18 protein-coding genes are annotated in these 18,174 nt (G+C 71.4%); 4 read left to right on the top strand and 14 right to left on the bottom strand.

Annotated elements, in window-relative coordinates:
* The first annotated feature begins 322 nt into the window (after positions 1–322).
* Positions 323–664: an RNA polymerase-binding protein RbpA gene (locus WA640_RS21245; RefSeq protein WP_091028371.1), complete on the top strand. Its 342-nt coding sequence runs from the start codon at positions 323–325 to the stop codon at positions 662–664.
* 11 nt (positions 665–675) lie between these two features.
* Here the strand turns inward: WA640_RS21245 and WA640_RS21240 are convergent, their stop codons facing one another.
* The 7 genes from WA640_RS21240 to WA640_RS21210 form a co-directional block, all read right to left on the bottom strand.
* Positions 676–1,200 (bottom strand): FxsA family protein, encoded by a 525-nt coding sequence (locus WA640_RS21240; RefSeq protein WP_335990336.1) that lies wholly within the window; start codon positions 1,198–1,200, stop codon positions 676–678.
* Positions 1,197–1,988, bottom strand: a complete 792-nt coding sequence (locus tag WA640_RS21235; protein WP_335990335.1) for a polyprenol monophosphomannose synthase — start codon at positions 1,986–1,988, stop codon at positions 1,197–1,199. The genes WA640_RS21240 and WA640_RS21235 overlap by 4 nt, the downstream gene beginning before the upstream one ends.
* 12 nt (positions 1,989–2,000) lie before the next feature.
* Positions 2,001–3,659: an apolipoprotein N-acyltransferase gene (gene lnt, locus WA640_RS21230; protein WP_335990643.1), complete on the bottom strand. Its 1,659-nt coding sequence runs from the start codon at positions 3,657–3,659 to the stop codon at positions 2,001–2,003.
* A gap of 539 nt (positions 3,660–4,198) precedes the next feature.
* Positions 4,199–5,758, bottom strand: coding sequence for an amidohydrolase (locus tag WA640_RS21225; RefSeq protein WP_335990334.1), 1,560 nt, complete (start codon positions 5,756–5,758; stop codon positions 4,199–4,201).
* 13 nt (positions 5,759–5,771) lie between these two features.
* The gene (locus WA640_RS21220) at positions 5,772–6,518 is read right to left on the bottom strand and encodes an amino acid ABC transporter ATP-binding protein (RefSeq protein ID WP_335990333.1); all 747 of its coding nucleotides are present in this window, start codon (positions 6,516–6,518) and stop codon (positions 5,772–5,774) included.
* A complete protein-coding gene (locus tag WA640_RS21215; protein ID WP_442904799.1) occupies positions 6,515–7,297 on the bottom strand; it encodes an amino acid ABC transporter permease in 783 nt (260 codons plus the stop codon). The genes WA640_RS21220 and WA640_RS21215 overlap by 4 nt, the downstream gene beginning before the upstream one ends.
* A gap of 41 nt (positions 7,298–7,338) precedes the next feature.
* A complete protein-coding gene (locus tag WA640_RS21210; protein WP_335990331.1) occupies positions 7,339–8,124 on the bottom strand; it encodes a transporter substrate-binding domain-containing protein in 786 nt (261 codons plus the stop codon).
* Positions 8,125–8,279: 155 nt separating this feature from the next.
* Between WA640_RS21210 and WA640_RS21205 the strand changes: the two genes are divergently transcribed.
* Positions 8,280–9,185: a 5'-3' exonuclease gene (locus tag WA640_RS21205; RefSeq protein ID WP_335990329.1), complete on the top strand. Its 906-nt coding sequence runs from the start codon at positions 8,280–8,282 to the stop codon at positions 9,183–9,185.
* Between the two features lie 222 nt (positions 9,186–9,407).
* On the opposite strand, the gene WA640_RS21200 is transcribed toward WA640_RS21205, so the two are convergent.
* Positions 9,408–12,134 (bottom strand): DEAD/DEAH box helicase, encoded by a 2,727-nt coding sequence (locus WA640_RS21200; RefSeq protein WP_335990327.1) that lies wholly within the window; start codon positions 12,132–12,134, stop codon positions 9,408–9,410.
* Here WA640_RS21200 and WA640_RS21195 point away from each other — a divergent pair.
* Positions 12,133–12,972, top strand: a complete 840-nt coding sequence (locus tag WA640_RS21195) for an HAD family hydrolase (RefSeq protein ID WP_106365815.1) — start codon at positions 12,133–12,135, stop codon at positions 12,970–12,972. The genes WA640_RS21200 and WA640_RS21195 overlap by 2 nt on opposite strands.
* Before the next feature lie 78 nt (positions 12,973–13,050).
* Here the strand turns inward: WA640_RS21195 and tatC are convergent, their stop codons facing one another.
* The 5 genes from tatC to WA640_RS21170 form a co-directional block, all read right to left on the bottom strand.
* The gene (tatC, locus tag WA640_RS21190) at positions 13,051–14,028 is read right to left on the bottom strand and encodes a twin-arginine translocase subunit TatC (protein ID WP_335990325.1); all 978 of its coding nucleotides are present in this window, start codon (positions 14,026–14,028) and stop codon (positions 13,051–13,053) included.
* A 22-nt stretch (positions 14,029–14,050) separates the two neighbouring features.
* Complete coding sequence (gene tatA / locus WA640_RS21185; RefSeq protein WP_335990324.1) at positions 14,051–14,329, bottom strand: Sec-independent protein translocase subunit TatA; 279 nt, start codon at positions 14,327–14,329, stop codon at positions 14,051–14,053.
* A 228-nt stretch (positions 14,330–14,557) separates the two neighbouring features.
* The gene (locus tag WA640_RS21180) at positions 14,558–14,767 is read right to left on the bottom strand and encodes a hypothetical protein (RefSeq protein WP_106365812.1); all 210 of its coding nucleotides are present in this window, start codon (positions 14,765–14,767) and stop codon (positions 14,558–14,560) included.
* A 30-nt stretch (positions 14,768–14,797) separates the two neighbouring features.
* Positions 14,798–15,733, bottom strand: a complete 936-nt coding sequence (locus WA640_RS21175) for a helix-turn-helix transcriptional regulator (RefSeq protein ID WP_106365811.1) — start codon at positions 15,731–15,733, stop codon at positions 14,798–14,800.
* Entirely contained in the window at positions 15,733–16,713 is a 981-nt protein-coding gene (locus WA640_RS21170; protein WP_106365810.1) for a helix-turn-helix transcriptional regulator, read from the bottom strand. Before WA640_RS21170 ends, WA640_RS21175 begins: the two co-directional genes overlap by 1 nt.
* A gap of 121 nt (positions 16,714–16,834) precedes the next feature.
* Between WA640_RS21170 and WA640_RS21165 the strand changes: the two genes are divergently transcribed.
* Positions 16,835–17,923: a DUF3866 family protein gene (locus WA640_RS21165; protein WP_106365809.1), complete on the top strand. Its 1,089-nt coding sequence runs from the start codon at positions 16,835–16,837 to the stop codon at positions 17,921–17,923.
* Here the strand turns inward: WA640_RS21165 and WA640_RS21160 are convergent.
* Complete coding sequence (locus tag WA640_RS21160) at positions 17,920–18,165, bottom strand: hypothetical protein (protein WP_335990323.1); 246 nt, start codon at positions 18,163–18,165, stop codon at positions 17,920–17,922. The two genes, WA640_RS21165 and WA640_RS21160, sit on opposite strands and share 4 nt — an antisense overlap.
* Between the last annotated feature and the right edge of the window lie 9 nt (positions 18,166–18,174).

Below are 18,174 nucleotides of genomic sequence, written 5' to 3'. Positions count from 1 at the left end.
GCTCACGCACCGTTCGCACCGCATTCTCCCCGGCTGCGAGCGGCATCTCACGTGCTCGCCCGCGCGGATCGGGGCCCGTGTTGTGTCACACTTCAAGGGGACGCCCGTGGCGGCCGCGGCCGCGCCGGGCCACACTTGGGGGTCCGCGTCGGAACGGCTGCATCAGCGGACGGCGGTGCCGGGAAGGATCCGGCCAGGTCCCGGCGTTGTACGAAGCGAAAGCCCCCCGATTCGGCGTGATCGGCGGGGCGCGCAAGCAGCGGGGGCCGACCGGTCCGGCTGCGAGGGTCAGGGCAAGTGCTCAAAGGAAGTGCAGGGGAACATGGGCGACAGAATGCTGAGGGGCTCCCGTCTCGGCGCCGTCAGCTACGAATCGGACCGCAACACGGAGCTGGCGCCCCGCCAGACCCGTGATTACGTCTGCCCGCAGGGCCACCGCTTCGAGGTGCCCTTCGCAGTCGAAGCGGAGATCCCGCTCACGTGGGAGTGCCGCCTGGACGGGACGACGGCCAAGCTCGTCGACGGCGAGGAGCCGGAGACGAAGAAGGTCAAGCCGCCGCGTACCCACTGGGACATGCTGCTGGAGCGCCGTTCGATGGAGGAGCTCGAAGAGATCCTCGACGAGCGCCTTCAGGAGATGCGCGCCCGCCGCGGCGAGCGCTAAGTCAGCGAGGCTCACGGACCCTGGTCGATCGACCGGGGTCCGTTGTCGTACCGCTTGGGCTCGTCGTCCGGGAACGGCGTGTCCGCGTAGTCCCGCTCCTCGACCACCTCGCCGTCGATGACGTCCCCGCCGAAGCGCATCACGGGCGTGCGGGCCGCGATCCAGCGCCCCAGGCCCCGGAACAGGAACCGGGTCGGCGGGAACAGCAGGAGCAGGCCGATGAGGTCGGTGACGAAGCCCGGGATGATGAGGCAGAACGCGCCCGCGAGCGCATACCCGTTGGGGAGTTCGCGGGACGGGTCGCCGCCGGAGTTCAGGTAGTCGCGGGCGGCCCGGAAGGACTTCGCGCCGACGTACTGGATGAGCGCGATCCCGAGGAAGGTCGTGCCGATGAAGATCATCAGGGTGTACGCGAAGCCGATGAGGTAGGCCAGCCCGAAGAAGGCGGCGGCCTCGGCGACGATCCACACCGCCAGCGCGAGCCTGACGGCGAACGGGGCCCGTTTCGGTGCCTGCGGCGGCTGCTGGTGCGTCACTCCTCGATTCTGCCACGCGTGAAGGCGCGCCGCAGTTGCCGTGCGCGGTGGGCGAACCCCCACACGGTGACGTTCCACAGGGCCTCGATCGTGATGGCGCCGTTCATCTTCGACGCCCCGGCGCGCCGCTCGGTGAACACGATCGGGATTTCGCTGATGGTGAAACCGGCCTTGACGGCCCGCCACGTGAGGTCGATCTGGAAGCAGTACCCCACGGAGTTGACGGTGTCGAGTTCGAGCTTCTGGAGCGCGTCGAGGCGGTAGGCGCGATATCCGGCGGTGACGTCCTGGACGCGCAGGCCGAGCATCGCGCGCGTGTAGATCCCGGCGCAGCGGGAGAGCGCGAGCCGGTGGAGCGCCCAGTTGCGCACGGACCCGCCGGGGATGTACCGGGACCCGATGGAGAGTTCGGCGCCTTCGGCGATGGCGTCGAGGAGCCGCGGCAGGTCGGCGGGGTCGTGGGAGCCGTCGGCGTCCATCTCGACGACGACGCGGTAGCCGCGCTCGGCGGCCCACGCGAACGCGGCGAGGTAGGCGGCGCCGAGGCCCTGCTTCTCGGCCCGGTGGAGGACGTGGACTCGGGATTCGCGTTCGGCGATGGCGTCGGCGATCTCGCCGGTCCCGTCGGGCGAGCTGTCGTCGACGACGAGCACGTCGATGCCGGGGCAGCCGTCGAGGGCGGCCCGGACGGCGGTCTCGATGTTGTCGCGCTCGTTGTACGTCGGGATCGCGACGACGGCCGGACCGGCATCGCTGCCGGGGGTGTTCCGGTCCGGGTTCTGGGACATGGCGTCGGCTTTCTAGACCTGGCCGCGGCGGTGCCGGATGTTGATGGCGATTGCGCAGGCCAGTGCCACCAGTGCCGCTCCGGTGAGGACCGCTTCAGGCAGGATACCCACTACAGTGGCGGGAGTCGAGGCGTCCGAGAGCGTCAGGTCCGACTGGATGACGGCGGCGGTGTTGAACTCCGTGGCCTGCGAGACCGCTCCGGTGTGGTCGGTGAACGCGGAGACGCCCACGGTGGAGGCCATGAGGCCGTCGCGGCCGTGCTCGATGGACCTGATCTGGACCATCGCGAGCTGCTGCTGCGCCTCGTTGGTGTCGAAGGTGGCGTTGTTGGTCTGCACGACCATGAGCTGCGCTCCGTTGAGGACGGAGTCGCGGGTCTCGGCGTCGAAGGCGATCTCGAAGCAGATGAGCCCGGTGATCTCCGCGCCGTCGACGGGGATCACGCCGTCGCTCTCCCCCGCTTCGAATCCGGCGACGCTGTCGAGGCCCTCGGACATGCGCGGGTCGATCCACCCGGCGACGGTGGAGAAGAAGTCCTTGTAGGGCACGAATTCGGCGAACGGCACCGGGTGGCGCTTGGAGTACATGTGGACGGGCCCGTCCTCGGGGTCCCACACGATGCTCATGTTGGAGACGGTGCCGTCGTCGTTGTGGACGATGCCGCCGAGGACGATCGGCGCGCCGATCGCGGCTGCGGCGAGGCTGATCTCGTCGTAGGCGTCCTGGTTCTCGATCGGGTCGATGTCGGAGGCGTTCTCGGGCCACACGACGAGGTCGGGCCGCTCGGCGCGGCCCTCGTTGACGGCGTCGGCGAGATCGAGGGTGGCCTGCACGTGGTTGTCGAGCACGGCGCGGCGCTGCTCGTTGAAGCCCAGGCCCAGGCGCGGGACGTTGCCTTGGACGACGGCGACGTTGACGGTCTCCCCCGCGGGCGCGGTGGTCCCGATCGGAAGCGCGAGCGGCGCGATGGTGGCGACGGCGGCCGCGGCGACGAACGCGGCGGCCTTGCGGATGCCGCCGAGGCGGCGCGTCACGACCGCGTACCCGGCGACGAGGAGGAACCCGCCGGTGAGCGCCACGAGGAAGCTGAGGAGCGGCGCGCCGCCGAGCCAGGCGGCGGCCGCAGTGGGAGCGTCCGCCTGGCTGAACGCGAGGCGGGCCCAGGGGAAGCCGCCGAAGGGCTGGCGGTCGCGCAGCGCCTCCTGGGCGACCCAGGCGACGCCGGTGAGCGGGGCCCAGGTCCAGCGGTGGCGGTCGATGAGGCGCGAGCAGACGGCGAGCCCGGCGCCGAGGATGCCGGTGCCGAGCGCTTCGAGCGCGGACAGGAAGATCCAGGGCCACTGGCCGACCTGCGTCGAGGACCAGGCCAGGAGCGGCATGAAGAACGCCATGCCGTACACGAAGCCGACGCCGAGGCCGCCGCGCAGGCGCCTGCGGTGGACGGCCGCGCCGAACCCGGCGACCGAGACGGCCGCGAGCGGCCAGGCCCCGTAGGGCGGGAACGCGAGGACGGCGAGGAGGCCGGAGGCGATCGCGAGGACGAGCGCGGCGGGGAGGCTCAGGCGGCGCCCGAGCGGCGAGTCGACCAGGAGGAGGCCGCGGCGGGCCTTGACGGGCTGCGGCGCGGGGGCGTCCTCCGAGGGAGGCGCGTCGCGGTCGTCGTCGATCACGGTGCTCAAGAAGGGCGCTCCTCGCTCGTGCGCTGGCCTGGGATGCGACCGGCGCGAGCGGAATTCGCGCCCGGTGGGGCTCTAGCGTACTGCGGACACGGCAAAGGGGCGTAGCTGTGTCCGGCTACGCCCCTCGCACGGGTTTCTCCCAGTCCCTGTACGGCCGGTGTCCCCTGCCGCGTTCACCGGTGATCTTCGGACCAACTCGCACCCGTCTGGCTGAGCGTCTACGAGCTGTTGTCTAGGGATCACCTGCATCCGCCGCGGGTCCACCACCGGCGACCGGCCCGCCTTCCTCCGCCGACCCCCGCGATCTGGACCTGGCCGCCGGTGACAGTGCGGCCGCGCTGTCACCTTGTCCAGTCTGCGTGGGAGCAAAGCAAGTCGAGTCGCCCCCGACGTTCGGCGGGCCACCGTTTCAGGTCGTCCGCCGAGGACCAGACCACCGTAAGCCAAACAGCGCCGAGGGCGTCGACCGGGTCGGAATTTTGGTCCAGCAATTTTTCTCGCGTCAGCACCGCCGCAAGCGCAGTGCCAGGTCAGGCGCGCGTGTACACGAGCGATCCTTCGGCGACCGTGAGGCGGCACTCCGGCTCGGGGGCATCGGGATCACTCAAGTCGGGGAGACCGGTCCCGGTGAGGTCCCACACTGTGAAGTTCGCTCGGGTGTTCGGGACGAGCGACCCGGAGTCGTCGATCCCCAGGGCCCTCCAGCCGCCTCTGGTGGCCGCCGCGAACGCCGCGGCCATCGGGAGCCGCGACACCGGGTTCCAGTGCCGCACGGCGGCCCTCACACCGCCCCACGGGTCCAGTGCGGTCACCGGCGAGTCGGATCCGAACGCCAGCGGCACGCCGACCCCGGCGAGCCGCGAGAGCGGGTTCGCCGCCAGCGCCCGGTCGCGCCCGAGCCGGGCCGCGTACATGCCGTCGGGGCCGCCCCAGGCGGCGTCGAACGCGGGCTGCACGGACGCGTGGACGCCGTGGTGGACCATCCGGGCGATGAGCTGCGCGTCCAGCAGCTCGGCGTGCTCGATGCGGTGGCGGGCGTGCCGCACGGCGTCGAGCCCGATCTCCGCTTCGACCCGGTCGAGGCCGTCCAGGACGGCCGCGATGGCGCCGTCCCCGATGGCGTGGAATGCGGCGGAAAGCCCGAAACGATGGGCATCGCGAAGATGAGCCGCAACGTCAGAGGCGGTCAGATACTGCGCCCCGAGGGTGTCCTCGTCGGCGTACGGCGTGCGGAGGAACGCCGTCCGGGCCCCCAGGGACCCGTCCGCGGAGAGGTCGCCGCCGCTGCCGTGGGCGCCGAGGTCGCGGGCCTTCTCGGTGGCCCGCAGCTCGCCCCACCAGCCGTAGACGGCGGGGTTCCCGGGATCGCGGCCCAGTTTCACGAGACCCGAGAACTCGGCCTCGGTGAGCGGGTCGGCGTCGTTCGGGATCGCCATCTCGGCGATCGCGGCGATGCCGAGGCTCGCGGCATGGGTCAGCCCGGCCTGGGCGATCGCGAGGCGCTGGCTGAGCGGGACGGCCGCGTTCAGGGTGGCGCGGGCGGCGCGGTGGGCGGCGCGGGTGAGGAGCCCGGACGGGTCGTAGCCGTCGAGGGCGGCGAGCTCGGGGTGCTCGGCGAGGAGCCGGGGCGCGGCGACGCCGGTGTGGCCGCAGGTCCGCGACAGGTACGCGAGGCGGCCTCCGGCGGCCTTGCCGAGGGCCTCGGAGGTGAGCGGCGCGGGGTCGTCCCAGGCGGTCTCGTCCCAGCCGTGGGCGAGGACGATCCCGTCCGCGGGCAGGCTCGCGGCGAAGCTGTCGACGCGTTCGAGGACGACGGCCGCCGAGGGAAGCCCGGCGAGGTGCAGGCCGATGAGTGCGGCCCCGGTGCCGGTGAGGTGGACGTGCGAGTCCACGAACGCCGGGGCCGCCAGGCCCCCTTCGAGGTCGACGGTGCGGTCGGCGGCGGGCGCGTCGGTCTCGTCGCCGATCCAGGCGATCCTGTCGCCGTCGGTGAGCAGGGCGGTCGCGGCCGGGTGGGTCGGGCTCAGGACCCGCCCGCCGCGCCACAGTGTCCGTTCCGAGGTTCGCTCGGTGCTGTCGAGGAGGCTCATGCCCCCAATGATGTCAGTCCGCCGGGTGGAGGACGCGGTGGAGGAAGCTGCGCGCCCGCTCCGTCTGCGGGTTCGCGAGGACTTCCGAGGGCGGCCCCTGCTCGACGATGACGCCGCCGTCGAGGAACAGGACCCGGTCGGCGACCTCCCGCGCGAAGCCCATCTCGTGGGTGACCACGAGCATCGTCATCCCTTCGGCCGCAAGGCCCTTCATGACGGCGAGGACCTCGCCGACGATCTCGGGGTCGAGGGCGCTGGTGGGCTCGTCGAAGAGCATGAGCCGGGGTTCGACGGCCAGCGCGCGGGCGATGGCGACGCGCTGCTGCTGCCCGCCAGAGAGCTGCGCGGGCTTGGCCTTCTCCTTGCCTTCGATGCCGACCTCGGCGAGCAGGCGCCGCGCCGTCTCGACCGCTTCGGCCTTGGGGGTCTTGCAGACGCGCCGCTGGGGGATGACGAGGTTGTCGAGGATCGTCATGTGGCTGAACAGGTTGAACTGCTGGAACACCATGCCGATGTCGCGGCGGGCGAGGTCCAGGTCCGCGTCGGGCCCGGTCATGTCGTGGCCGGCGGCCTCGATGGTCCCCTCAGTCGGCTCTTCAAGGAGGTTGACGCAGCGGAGCAGCGTGGACTTGCCGGACCCGGAGGGCCCGATGAGGCACACGACCTCCCCTTCCTCGATCTCCAGGTCGATGCCGCGCAGGACCTCGTTGTCGCCGAAGCGCTTGTGCAGTCCTTCGACCTTGACGATGGGCGCGTTCACCGGTGGTCCTCCCGGTTCTCAAGGCGGCGGGCCAGGAGGCCCAGCGGGATCGTCAGCAGGAGGTAGAGCAGGCCGCCGACGAGCAGCGGGGTGGCGTTGGCGGTGTCGGTGAGCTCGTTGCGGGCGAACTTCGACAGCTCCATGGTTGCGGTGGTGACGCCGAGGACGAACACGAGCGAGGAGTCCTTGGTGAGCATGACGAGCTCGTTCGTCAGCGGCGGCACCACGATCCGCAGCGCCTGCGGGAGCACGACGGTGACCATGGTGCGGGTGCGGCTCATGCCGAGCGACCTGGCGGCCTCCACCTGGCCCTTGGGGACGGCCTGGATGCCGGCGCGCACCGATTCGGCGATGTACGCGGAGGAGGTGAGGCCCAGGCCGATGGCGACCTGCCCGTAGACGCCGCCGGGGTACTGGATGCCCGGGAACGCCTGCGGGACGCCGAAGCCGACGAGGAACAGCACGAGCAGCGCGGGCAGGCCGCGGAAGACCTCGACGTACACGACCGCGAACCAGCGGTAGGGCGCGAACTCGGAGACGCGCATGAGCGCGATCGGCACGCCGACGACCATGCCGAAGGCGAACGCGAGCAGCGTGTAGACGATCGTGTTCCAGAACGAGGCCCACACCTCGGGGAACATGTCCGCGGCGATGTCGAGCTGGAAGAACGACTCGGCGATGCGGCTCCAGTCGGCGACGGCGGCGAGCACCGCCACGACGGCGACGATGACGGCGTACTGGACGCCGCGGGCGAGGCGGCGGCGCTGCCGGGCCGTCATGCGGCTCCGGGCGGGCGCGGCGTCGGTGGTGGCGGCGTCCACTACTGGTCGAGGTCCCCGGTGTACGGCTCGCCGATCCACTTCTCGTACAGCTCGGCGTAGGTGCCGTCGGCGAAGATCTCGTCGAGCATGGTGTTGACCTCGTCGAGCAGCTCGGTGTCGTCCTTCTGGACGGCGAAGCCGTAGTGCTCGGCGGTCTCGATGGTCTGCACCAGCTGGAGGTCGCTGGCGGTCTCGATCATCTCGTTCCAGGTGGCGAGGTCGGCGATGGAGGCCCCGACGGCCCCGGTCGAGAGCGCGGACGCGATGTCGCCCATGGACTCGAAGGCCCGCACTTCGAAGCCGTACTGCTCGGCGTTGTCGTTCGCGTACGCCTCGCCGGTGGAGCCGGACTGGACGGCGACCTGGAGCCCGGAGAGGTCGTCGAGGCTCGCGACCGCGGAGCCGGTCGGCACGACGAGCGCCTGGTCCGCGCGGTAGTAGGCCTGGGACATGCCCATGGCGTCCTGCCGCTCCTCGGTGATCGAGAGCCCGGCGGCGGCGATATCGCAGGTCCCGGCGTTGAGGGCCTCGCCGGAGCTGATGGAGTCGAAGCTGATCTCGACCACTTCGACGGTCTGGTCGAGGCGGTCGGCGAGCCGGTTCATGAGGTCCATGTCGAAGCCCACGTACTCGTCGCCGTCCTTGTACTCGAACGGCGCGAAGGGGACGTTCGTGCAGACGGTGAGCGTGGAGTCGTCGTCCGATCCGGACGTGCAAGCGGCTGCGGCGAGCCCGGTCCCGATCAGGGCCAGGGCTGCCGCGGCGCGGCGGGTGTGCTTGTTCACCTGAAGGCTCCTATGCGTTTGCGGATTCGCCGATCATTCCGGTCGGATGCACCCATACTCATGCCACCTGGTCCGCAATGTGGCAGGTTTCGCAGTTCGGACCGGCCGAATCGCCGTTGGCGCGCGCTGTCATCCCGCCGTGAGAGAGTGGTCCGATGCTGATGCTCATCGACGCCGCGTCCCTGTGGTACCGCGCCTACTACGGGCTCCCCTCCTCGATCAAGGCCCCCGACGGGCGGCGCTCGGGCGCGGTGCGGGGCTTCTTCGACGGCCTGGCGGTCCTCGCCCGCCGCTTCTCCCCCACCGGCATGGTCTGCTGCCTCGAAGGCAACTGGCGCCCCGGCTGGCGCCTGGAGCAGCTCCCCGCCTACAAGGCCGAGCGGGCGAACCCCGACGGCTCCGAAGCCACCCCCGAGGGCCTCGACGACCAGGTCGCGGCCATCGAAGCGCTCCTCCCGGCCCTGGGCGTCGCCACCGCGACCCACCCCGAGTTCGAGGCCGACGACGTCATCGCCACCCTCGCCGCCCGCACCGCCGAACCGGTCCTCGTCGTCACCGGCGACCGCGACCTCTTCCAACTCGTCGACGACGACCGCGCCCGCCACGTCGTCTACCTCGCCAAGGGCATCTCGAAAGCGGAACTGTTCGACGGCGAGGCGGTCGCCACGAAATTCGGCGTCGCCCCCAGCCACTACGTCGACTTCGCCGTCCTCCGCGGCGACCCCTCCGACGGCCTCCCCGGCGTCAAGGGCATCGGCGCCAAAACCGCCGTCTCCCTCGTCAACACCTTCGGCGGCATCTCCGGCATCCGCGCCGCCGCGGCCGATCCCGCCTCCGACCTCCCGGCCCGCCAGCGCGCCGCCATCACCGACGCCGCCGACTACCTCGACCGCGCCGTCAAGGTCTCCTCGGTCGTATCCGACGTCGAGGTCCCCCTCACCGACGCCGCCCTGCCCACCGCACCGAAAGACCCCGCCCTCGTCGAAGCCCTCGCAGCAGAATGGAACGTCACCTCAGCCCTCACCCGCTTCCAAGAGGCCATCACCACACCCACCACCTGACCTCCCCCGCCCAGGTGACCGCCAAGCCCCGAATTGTCGGCCCCCCAGGGCACTGTCGAAAGCGGGGGCGCCACCGAACGCGAGATCCGCTCCCGTTCACCGCATGATCGCCGCCCACCCGAGGCGGCCGACCGGCCTCCCGGCCAAGAAAATGTCGGCCCCCGCAGGCACGCTTGCAAGCGGGGGCGACATTGAACGCGAGCGGGGCTCGCCTCCCTGGTCCTACACGTCGGCGACCACGCCGCGGCGGATCGCGTCCACCGCGTCGAACGCCGCATCAGCGAGCTTGTTCGAGGACTCCGTACCGAGGAACCGCGCGGCGGTCCCCATCTGGTGCAGCAGGTCCGCGGTGCGGCGGGCCCAGCGGACGAAGTCGCCGCCGGGCATCGGCCACGGGCCGTCGGCCGCGGCGAGCGCCTTCGAGAGCTCCTCGCCGCTGGTCCACCGGTAGATCGGCCACGCCAGCCCGAGCTGCGGCCGCGAGATCAGCGACAGGCCGCGCTGGTTCTCGGTGCGCCGGATCGCCTCCCACCGCCGCACGGTCTTCGCCACATGCTCGGTGATCTGCCCCGGCACGGCCACGAAGAACTCGTCCTCCTCGAACCGCGACTCGTAGATCACCGTCGAGGCCACCGCGGCCAGCGCCGCGGGTTCGAGCCCCTCCCAGATCCCGTCGCGCAGGCACTGCGCGACGAGCAGGTCGGTCTCCACGAACAGGTTCCGCAGCAGCCGCCCCGAATCCGTGACGGTCTCGCCTTCGAGGTACCCGAACTCGGTGAGCACCTCCCGCACGGCCGTGAACTGCCGCGCCAGCGAGTGCTCGCGCCGCTCGGAGCGGCGCCGCAAGGCGTCCTCCTCGCGCTTGAGCCGCGACCAGCGGGACGCGTGCACGGTGTGCTGCCCGGCGTCGGGGCAGGTGCGGCACGGGTGGTTCTTGACCTCTTCGCGCAGGCGCGCGATCTCGGGGGTCTCGGCGGCCCCGCCGCGGCGCGTCGGCCGCGAACGGTCCCTTGTGGCCTCGCGCAGGCTCGCCGCGAGGTCGTTGCGCGACCGCGGATCGCGCCGGTCGAAGCGCTTGTCGACGCGGATCTTCGTCACGACCTCCAGGCCGCCGTCGAACGCGGAGGTCTCCAGCGTCCCGGCCCACCCGTCGGCCGTGAGCACCGCCCACCGCGGGTCGTGGTGCCGCGAGCCGCCGGTGGGCCGCAGGAACACCGCCCACCCGGCGCGCTTGCCGCGCGAGATCCACACGACGTCGCCGGCGCGCAGCTCCTCCAGGCGGGTGCGGGCCTCGTCGCGTAGGGCGCCTTTGCGGCGCTTCTGGTTCGCGCGCTCGGCCTGCGAGAGCTCATGCGTCAGTTCGAAGTACGCGAGGAAGTCGCCCTTGTGGCACTCGGCGCCCTTCGCGGCCTCGGCGGCGCGGCGCCCGAGCGACCGGGCCTGCTCGGCGATGTGGACGGCCTCGGCGTCCGATTGGAACTGCGCGAACGAGGACGCCAGGACCTCTTGCGCGCGTTCGACTCCGGCCGCGCCGATGAGGTTCACGGCCATGTTGTACGACGGCGCGAACGAGGAGTTCAGCGGATAGGTGCGCTTGGACGCGAGCCCCGCGAGCTCCTTGGGCCGCACGTCCTCGGCCCACACGGTGACCGCGTGCCCCTCGACGTCGATGCCGCGGCGCCCGGCGCGCCCGGTGAGCTGCGTGTACTGGCCGGGCGTGAGCATGACGTGGTCGGAGCCGTCGTACTTGATGAGCCGCTCCAGGACCACCGACCGGGCGGGCATGTTGATGCCCAGCGCGAGCGTCTCGGTGGCGAACACCGCCTTGAGCAGGCCGCGCTCGAACAGCTTCTCGACGACCTCCTTGAACACCGGCAGCAGCCCGGCGTGGTGCGCGGCGATCCCGGCCGCGAGGCCCGCGAGCCACCGGTCGAAGCCGACCGCGTCGAGGTCGGCGGGGTCGATGTGGGCGACCGACGCGGTCGCGTAGTCGACGATCTCGTCGCGCTCGCGTCCGTCGGTGAGGCGGAGCCCTGCGCGCACGCATTCGTCTACGGCCGCATCGCATCCGGCGCGCGAGAAGATGAAGTAGATCGCGGGCAGCAGCGCGGCCTGGTCGAGCCGGGAGACGACCCGGCCGCGGTCCACATGGGGCCGTCCGCGGCGGCGACCGCCGCCCGCGCGCTCCCCGCGCTCGCGCATCCGCGCGTCCTTCTTCAGCAGCTCCTTGGAGACGTAGTCGGCGCCGGGCTCGAACAGGTCGAGCAGCGCGCCGCCGATCATCATGTGCTGCCACAGCGGGACCGGCCGCGTCTCGGAGACCACGACCTCGGTGGAGCCGCGCACGCTCTTGAGCCAGTCGCCGAACTCCTCCGCATTGGAGACCGTCGCCGACAGCGAGACGACCCGGACCTCCTGCGGGAGTTCGATGATGATCTCCTCCCACACCGCGCCGCGGAACCGGTCGGCGAGGTAGTGCACCTCGTCCATGACCACGTACCGCAGCCCCTGGAGGGTCGCCGAGCCCGCGTAGATCATGTTGCGCAGGACCTCGGTCGTCATCACGACGATCGGGGCCTCGCCGTTGACGACCGTGTCGCCGGTCAGGAGTCCGACGTTCTCGGCGCCGTGGGCCTCGACGAGGTCGTTGAACTTCTGGTTCGACAGCGCCTTGATCGGGGTCGTGTAGAAGCACTTCGCGCCCTCCGCGAGCGCGAGGTGGACCGCGAACTCCCCGACGACGGTCTTCCCGGCGCCGGTGGGCGCGCACACGAGGACGCCGTGCCCCGCTTCCAGGACGCGGCACGCCTGGACCTGGAAGTCGTCGAGCTCAAAGGAGTAGTCCCCCGCGAATGCCGCCAGCTGGGGCCACTGCCGACGCGCCTGAGCGGCGGCGTGGCGTTCGGCCGGGGAGCGGTCGTCGGCGTAAGGCACGTCGGCGTTAACCATGGTCCCAACACTAGTCTGCCGCCCCGACAAGAGCATCCCGGTAACGCGCCCGGCGCACCCGGCTGTGACGACGCCTACACGGCCGGGTATCGTCCCGGATGTGCACCGTGATTCCTCACCAGGAGACGACGATGCGGGACGCGGAGGGGTCGACGCGGTCCTGTTCGACTTCCACGGCACCTTGGCGCAGCTCGAACCCTTGACCAGGTCGGTCGCGCTGGCCGCGGACGCCTGCGGGAAGCAGCTCTCGCCGCTCGCGGTGACGGCCTTGGCCGACGCCATCGGCGCGCAGGGCTGGCTCGGTTCGGGCATGGAGCCGCGGGTGCGGCCGCACTTCGCCGAGGCGTGGGCGGAGCGGGACCTCGACGAGGACGCCCACCGCGAGGCGTTCACGGCGCTCGCGGCGCAGGCCCACGGCGTGTTCGACGGCCTCGCGGAGGCCCTCTACGACCGGCTCGCCTCCCCCGAAGGCTGGGTGGCGTTCGCCGACACGCTGGCGACCCTGGTGTCGCTCAAGGCCCAGGGGTATCCGATCGCGCTGGTGTCGAACATCGGCTTCGACGCGCGCCCGATCCTGCGGCGCCTGGGCATCGACCGGTTCATCGACGCGTGGGTGCTGTCCTACGAGGTCGGCTACTGCAAGCCGGACGAGAAGATCTTCTACTCCGCGTGCCATGCGCTGGACGTCGAGCCGGGCCGGGTGCTCATGGTCGGCGACACGATGGCCGACGCGGGCGCGGCCCGGGTCGGGGCGCGCTGCTACCTGCTGCCGCACGCCGAGGCGGGCCGGGCGGTGGGCCTGGACGCGGTCCTGCGGCTCGTCCGCGCGGGCTGCTAGGCGCTTCGAGAACTGCGAAAGGCCCCGGGTATCGACCCGGGGCCTTTCGCTATCGCGCTACCTGCGTCCCAACCGGACTCAGGTGATGTCGTCGTAGCCGTCGACGCGCCTGCCGAGCCGGTTGCGCCGGTCGTTCTCGGCCGGGTAGTCCTCGTCGTCGAGGCCGCCCGCGCGGATCGAGGTCGCCGCGTCGACATCGCTGGAGGAACCGATGTCGCTGGCCTCCTCGTCGTCCCAGTTCTCCTCGTCAGTGATGCCCTTGCGCTTGTCGTTGAGGTGGGCGATGATCAGCGCGAGTCCATAGAGGAAGAGCATGCAGATCGCCAGCGCCGTCATGCCGAACGGGTCGGGCGTGGGCGTGAAGATCGCGGTGAAGATGAAGCTCACGACGACCACGATGCGCCACCAGCCGCGCATCCGCTTGGCCGTGACGATGCCCATGACGTTGAGCATCAGCATGATCAGCGGGAACTCGAAGCCGACGCCGAAGACCACCATCACCGTGAGGTAGAAGTTGATGTACTCCTCTAGGTTCAGGGCGATCGTGAACCCGGTGCCCTCCTGGAGCACCATGATGAACTGGATGCCGTGGCTGACCACGAAGTACGCGAGGGTCGCGCCGCCGAGGAACAGCGGCGCGGCGATCCCGATGAACGTGTAGGCGTACTTGCGCTCGTTGCGGTGCAGGCCGGGGGCGATGAACGCCCACAGCTGGTACAGCCAGATCGGCGAGGTCGCGACCAGGCCCATGTACAGCGACACCTTGAGGTACAGGGCGATGTGCGAGGCCGGCGAGTTCAGCGTGAAGTTGCAGAGCACTTCCTCGCCCGACTCGACGTTCGTGCCCGACGTGTTGCAGTAGGGCTGCGCGAGGAACTCGATGGCCTGCTTGGAGAAGATCAGGCCCAGCGCGGTGCCGACCAGGATCACCAGGACCGCGATCATCAGGCGCGATCGCAGGTCCATGAGGTGCTCCATGAGCGTCATGGAGCCGTCGGCGGCGCGCTGGAACTTGGTCTGCCGTTTGCCCTTGCGGCGCGGTGGTTCGTCCGCCATGTCCGTAACGGTCGAATCCAGGCTAGCGGGTCTGCTTGCGGTCGACCGATTCGCCGTCGATCACGGACTCGTTGACCGGCTGCGGCGGCTCCAGCGGCTCGCGCGTGTGCTTGGGCTCGGCGCGGGTGTCGCCGTCCTCGTCCGGGTTGTTCCCGTCCTTCTTCATGGCCTCGGTCTCGGACTTGAGGATGCGCATGGAGCGACCCAGACCGCGGGCCATGTCCGGGAGCTTCCGGGAGCCGAACACCAGCAGGATGACAACGACGAGAATGATGATGTGCCAGGGCTTCAGTGCACCCATTGTTCGGTCCCTCCGGATATCTGTCGGTGACGATTACCATCGTATGCCTCGGTCGAGGCTGCCGCCACGGAGCCTGAGACCGGGTTCACCCCGTGGTCACCGTTGGTAGGCGCGGCTACGACGTCGTCGAGCCGGACAAGCATGACCGACGTTTGACACTTCCGTCAACACTGGAGCCTTCGGGATCGCCGATCTTTATCAGAATGTGGCGAGTGCGACCGGCCCGTGTCATTTCTCGGGCAGCGCGGCGGTCGTGCGCTGCACTTCCGCCATCGTCTCGTTCAAGCGTTCTTGCAGGTCCTGTACCTGGCCGGCGCGTTCTTGGACGCGGTCGAGGCCGGATTTGAGTTCGCTCAGGCCGCCGAGGAGGCGCCACGCCGCGACGGCGAGGAGCACGAGTCCGGCGAGTGCCAGCACGACCGATATCGCCCAGATCATCGGGACATTCTAAGCGGACGCGGGCCCGGCTCAGGCGGCCGGGGCGTAGCGGGCGAGCGCGGAGGCCGCGGTCTGGCGGACCGCGTCGCGCAGCTCGGCGGGGGCGACGACCTCGGCTTCGCCGCCGAGTCCGAGGACGAAGCGGCGGGCCCAGTCGAGGTCGCGCACGCGCATGACGACGCGGCGGCGCCCGTCGGGCTCCCCGGCGACCTCCTCGCACGGGTAGGAGTCCGAGACGCCCTTGGCGCCGGGTCCGAGCAGCAGTTCGATGCGCGGCAGCTCCGAGGCGAGGAACGCGGTCGGCGCGGGCTGGTTGGTGAGCCGCAGCGGCTCGGAGGGCTCGTCGAGCTCGCTGCACGCGTCGATCCGGTCGATGCGGAACTGGCGGATCTCCCCCGCGGTGCGGCACCAGGCCCGCAGGTAGGCGTGGCCTTCGGCGACGACGATCTCGATGGGGTCGACGACCCGCTCGGAGGTGGTGTCGCGGTGCGCGGAGTAGTAGGTGATGCGCGCGGCGTGCCCGGAGGCGACGAGCGCGGCGTACTTCTCCGCGGCCGGGTCGGTGACGGTGTCGCGGACGGTGACGTCGGCGGGCGCCTCCCCCGCGGCGGCGGCGAGCTTGTCGAGCGCGGAGGCGATGGCGGCGCGGTCGCCCACGCCGGGCGTGTCGGCGAGGACCCGCAGGGCCACCGACAGGGCGAGGGCCTCGTGGGCGGCGAGGCGCACGGGCCGGTCCATCCCGGCGGCGAACAGGACCCGCACGGCGTCGGCGTCGAACGCGATGTCGATGAGGTCGCCGGGCCCGTACCCGGGCAGGCCGCACATCCACAGCATCGTCAGGTCGGCCTGCACCTGCTCGACGTCCACCCCGAAGTCCGCGGCGATCTCGGACATCGGCACCCCTTCGGGGCGCGCGACCAGGTACGGGACGAGGTTGAGCAGCCGGGCCAGGCGGTTGGTCACCATCAGTGGTCCCCCTCTTCGGCCGCGAGCGCCTGGAGGCACGCGACGGTCTCCTTGACGAGCTCGGGCGGGTCGACGACGAGCACGTCGGGGCCGAACGACGCGAGCCACGCGGCCGTCGGCGCGGTCTCGGTGTACGAGAAGCACACCTGGTCGCCTTCGGGAGTGCGCGGCCCGATCTGGTCGGCGCGGCGGCGCACGCCCCAGGCCCGCTTCGGGCGGACCATGACCGTGGCGCGCACGGGCATGAGCCGGGACTCGGACTCGGAGGCGAACGCGAGCACGTCGACGTCCTCGGGGATGGTGTAGGCGCCTTCGGGGCCGGTGAGCCGGACCTTCCCGCTGATGCGCGAGAGCCGGAAGCACCGCTGCGCGTCCCGGTCGAGGTCGAGCCCGGCGACGTACCAGCGGCCGCGCCAGGCCGCGCAGCCCCAGGGCTGGATGCGGCGCTGCTGCGCGGACTCGTCGCGCGAGCCCAGGTAGTCGAAGACGACGGCGCGGCGCACGGCGATCGCCTCGAAGAACGGCGACAGCGCGGCTTCGGCGCCGGGCAGGGACTTGACCGTGGCGGTCGCGGCGTGCGACTCGACGTCGATCCCGGCGGCGCGGAGCTTCAGGAGCGCCTCGGCGCTCCCGGACTGGAGCTCGGGCTGCTGCCACAGGCGCGCGGCGGCCGCGACGGCGGCGGCCTCGGCGTCGGTGAACTCGATCTGCGGCAGCTCGAAGTCCGAGCGCGCGATCCGGTAGCCGGGCTCGCCGTCGGCGAGGAAGTCGTTGCCGGACTGGAGCGGGATGCCGATGCGGCGCAGCTCGGCCTTGTCGCGCTCGAACTTGCGCTGGAACGCCTCGTGCGCCTTCTTGTCCTCGGGGTCGTGCTCGTATCCGGGCACGGTCCGGGCGATCCTGCCGGCGGTCTGGAAGCGCCGCGAGGACAGCAGGCAGAGCACCAGGTTCACCAGTCGTTCAGTGCGATCGTTGGACACCTGCCCAGCCTATGCCAGCGCCCTCGCGGGCCGCCATCACGCCCGGCCCCGCGGCGGCGCCGGCTTGCGGGCGGCACGGTCGGGCCCTCGGGCTCCGCGCCCGCTTTGATAGTGTCCGGGCGTGATCAGATGGCGATACGGGACCGTCTCGGGCGTGCGCGGCGGCTGGAACGGCTGCACCGAGCTGGAGGTCGACGTCGAGGCCCGCGAGGGCGAGGACGCGTTCTCGTGCCGGGGCCTCGCCTATGACGGCCTCGTCGGCGTCCCGGAGGTCGGCGACCGGGTCCTCCTCAACTGCAACGCCATCGCAAAGGGCCTCGGCACGGGCGGGTACGCGCTGGTCATCGCGGTCCCCGACCGGCTCCCCGCGGACGTCGACGTCCCCGGCCACATCGTCAAGGCCCGCTACACGCCGATGCAGGCGATGCGCCTGGCGGTCGACGAGGACGACTCGCCGCACCGCGCCGCAGTGGAGGCGTGCGACGACCTCGGCGGGATGCCGGTGGTGGTCGCGGACCTGCACTCGGCGCTCGCGCCGGTCCTGGCGGGGATCCACGCGACCGCTCCGGGCGCGAAGGTCGCGTACGTGATGACCGACGGCGGGGCGCTCCCGGCGTGGTTCTCGCGCCAGCTCGACCAGCTCTCGGACCGGATCTGCACGGTCGTCACCGCGGGCCAGTGCTTCGGCGGCGACCTGGAGGCCACGAACATCCACAACGCGCTCATCGCGGCCCGCGTCGTCGGCGGCGCCGACATCGCGATCGTCGCCCAGGGACCCGGCAACCTCGGCACGGGCACCGTGTGGGGCTTCTCGGGCACTGCGGCGGGCGAGGCCGTGAACGCGGCGTCGGTCCTCGGCGGCCGCCCGGTCGCTTCCCTGCGGATCTCGGAGGGCGACGCCCGCGAACGCCACCGCGGCGTCTCCCACCACTCGATGACCGCCTACGGCAGGGTCGCCCTGGCCCCGGCCGACATCCCGGTCCCCGACGAGCTCCCCGCCGACCTCGAACCGAAGATCCGCGCCCAGCTCGCCACCCTCCCCGAGCGCCACCGCCAGATCGAGGTCGACTGCTCCGGCCTCGTCGAGGCCATGGAGTCCCTCCCGGTCAAGCTCTCCACGATGGGCCGCGGCCTCGACAAGGACCGCGTCTACTTCGTCGCCGAAGCCGCAGCGGGCCGCCACGCGGCCCACCTCGCCAAGCGCCGCTAGAGCACGAACAGCACCACGATCCACAGGCCGATCACGCCCGCCAGCGCGAGCGCCAGGACCCAGGTCGGGACCTTGTACTCGCCGCGGCGGTTGCGGGCGATCTCCTCGCGGATGCGGGCGGTGCGCCGCTCGTAGGCGGCCATGGGGTCGAGCGAGGAGAGCAGGCCGGACCGGCCAGCCTGCTCGCGCTCGTGGGGCCGCCGCTCGGCGGCCGTGTCGGTCTCAGGGGTCTCGGAGGACATGCCCCAATG

The sequence above is a fragment of the Glycomyces sp. MUSA5-2 genome, from assembly GCF_037034145.1.
Classification (GTDB): domain Bacteria; phylum Actinomycetota; class Actinomycetes; order Mycobacteriales; family Micromonosporaceae; genus Glycomyces; species Glycomyces artemisiae.
This window is presented reverse-complemented; position numbering and strand designations above follow the sequence as displayed.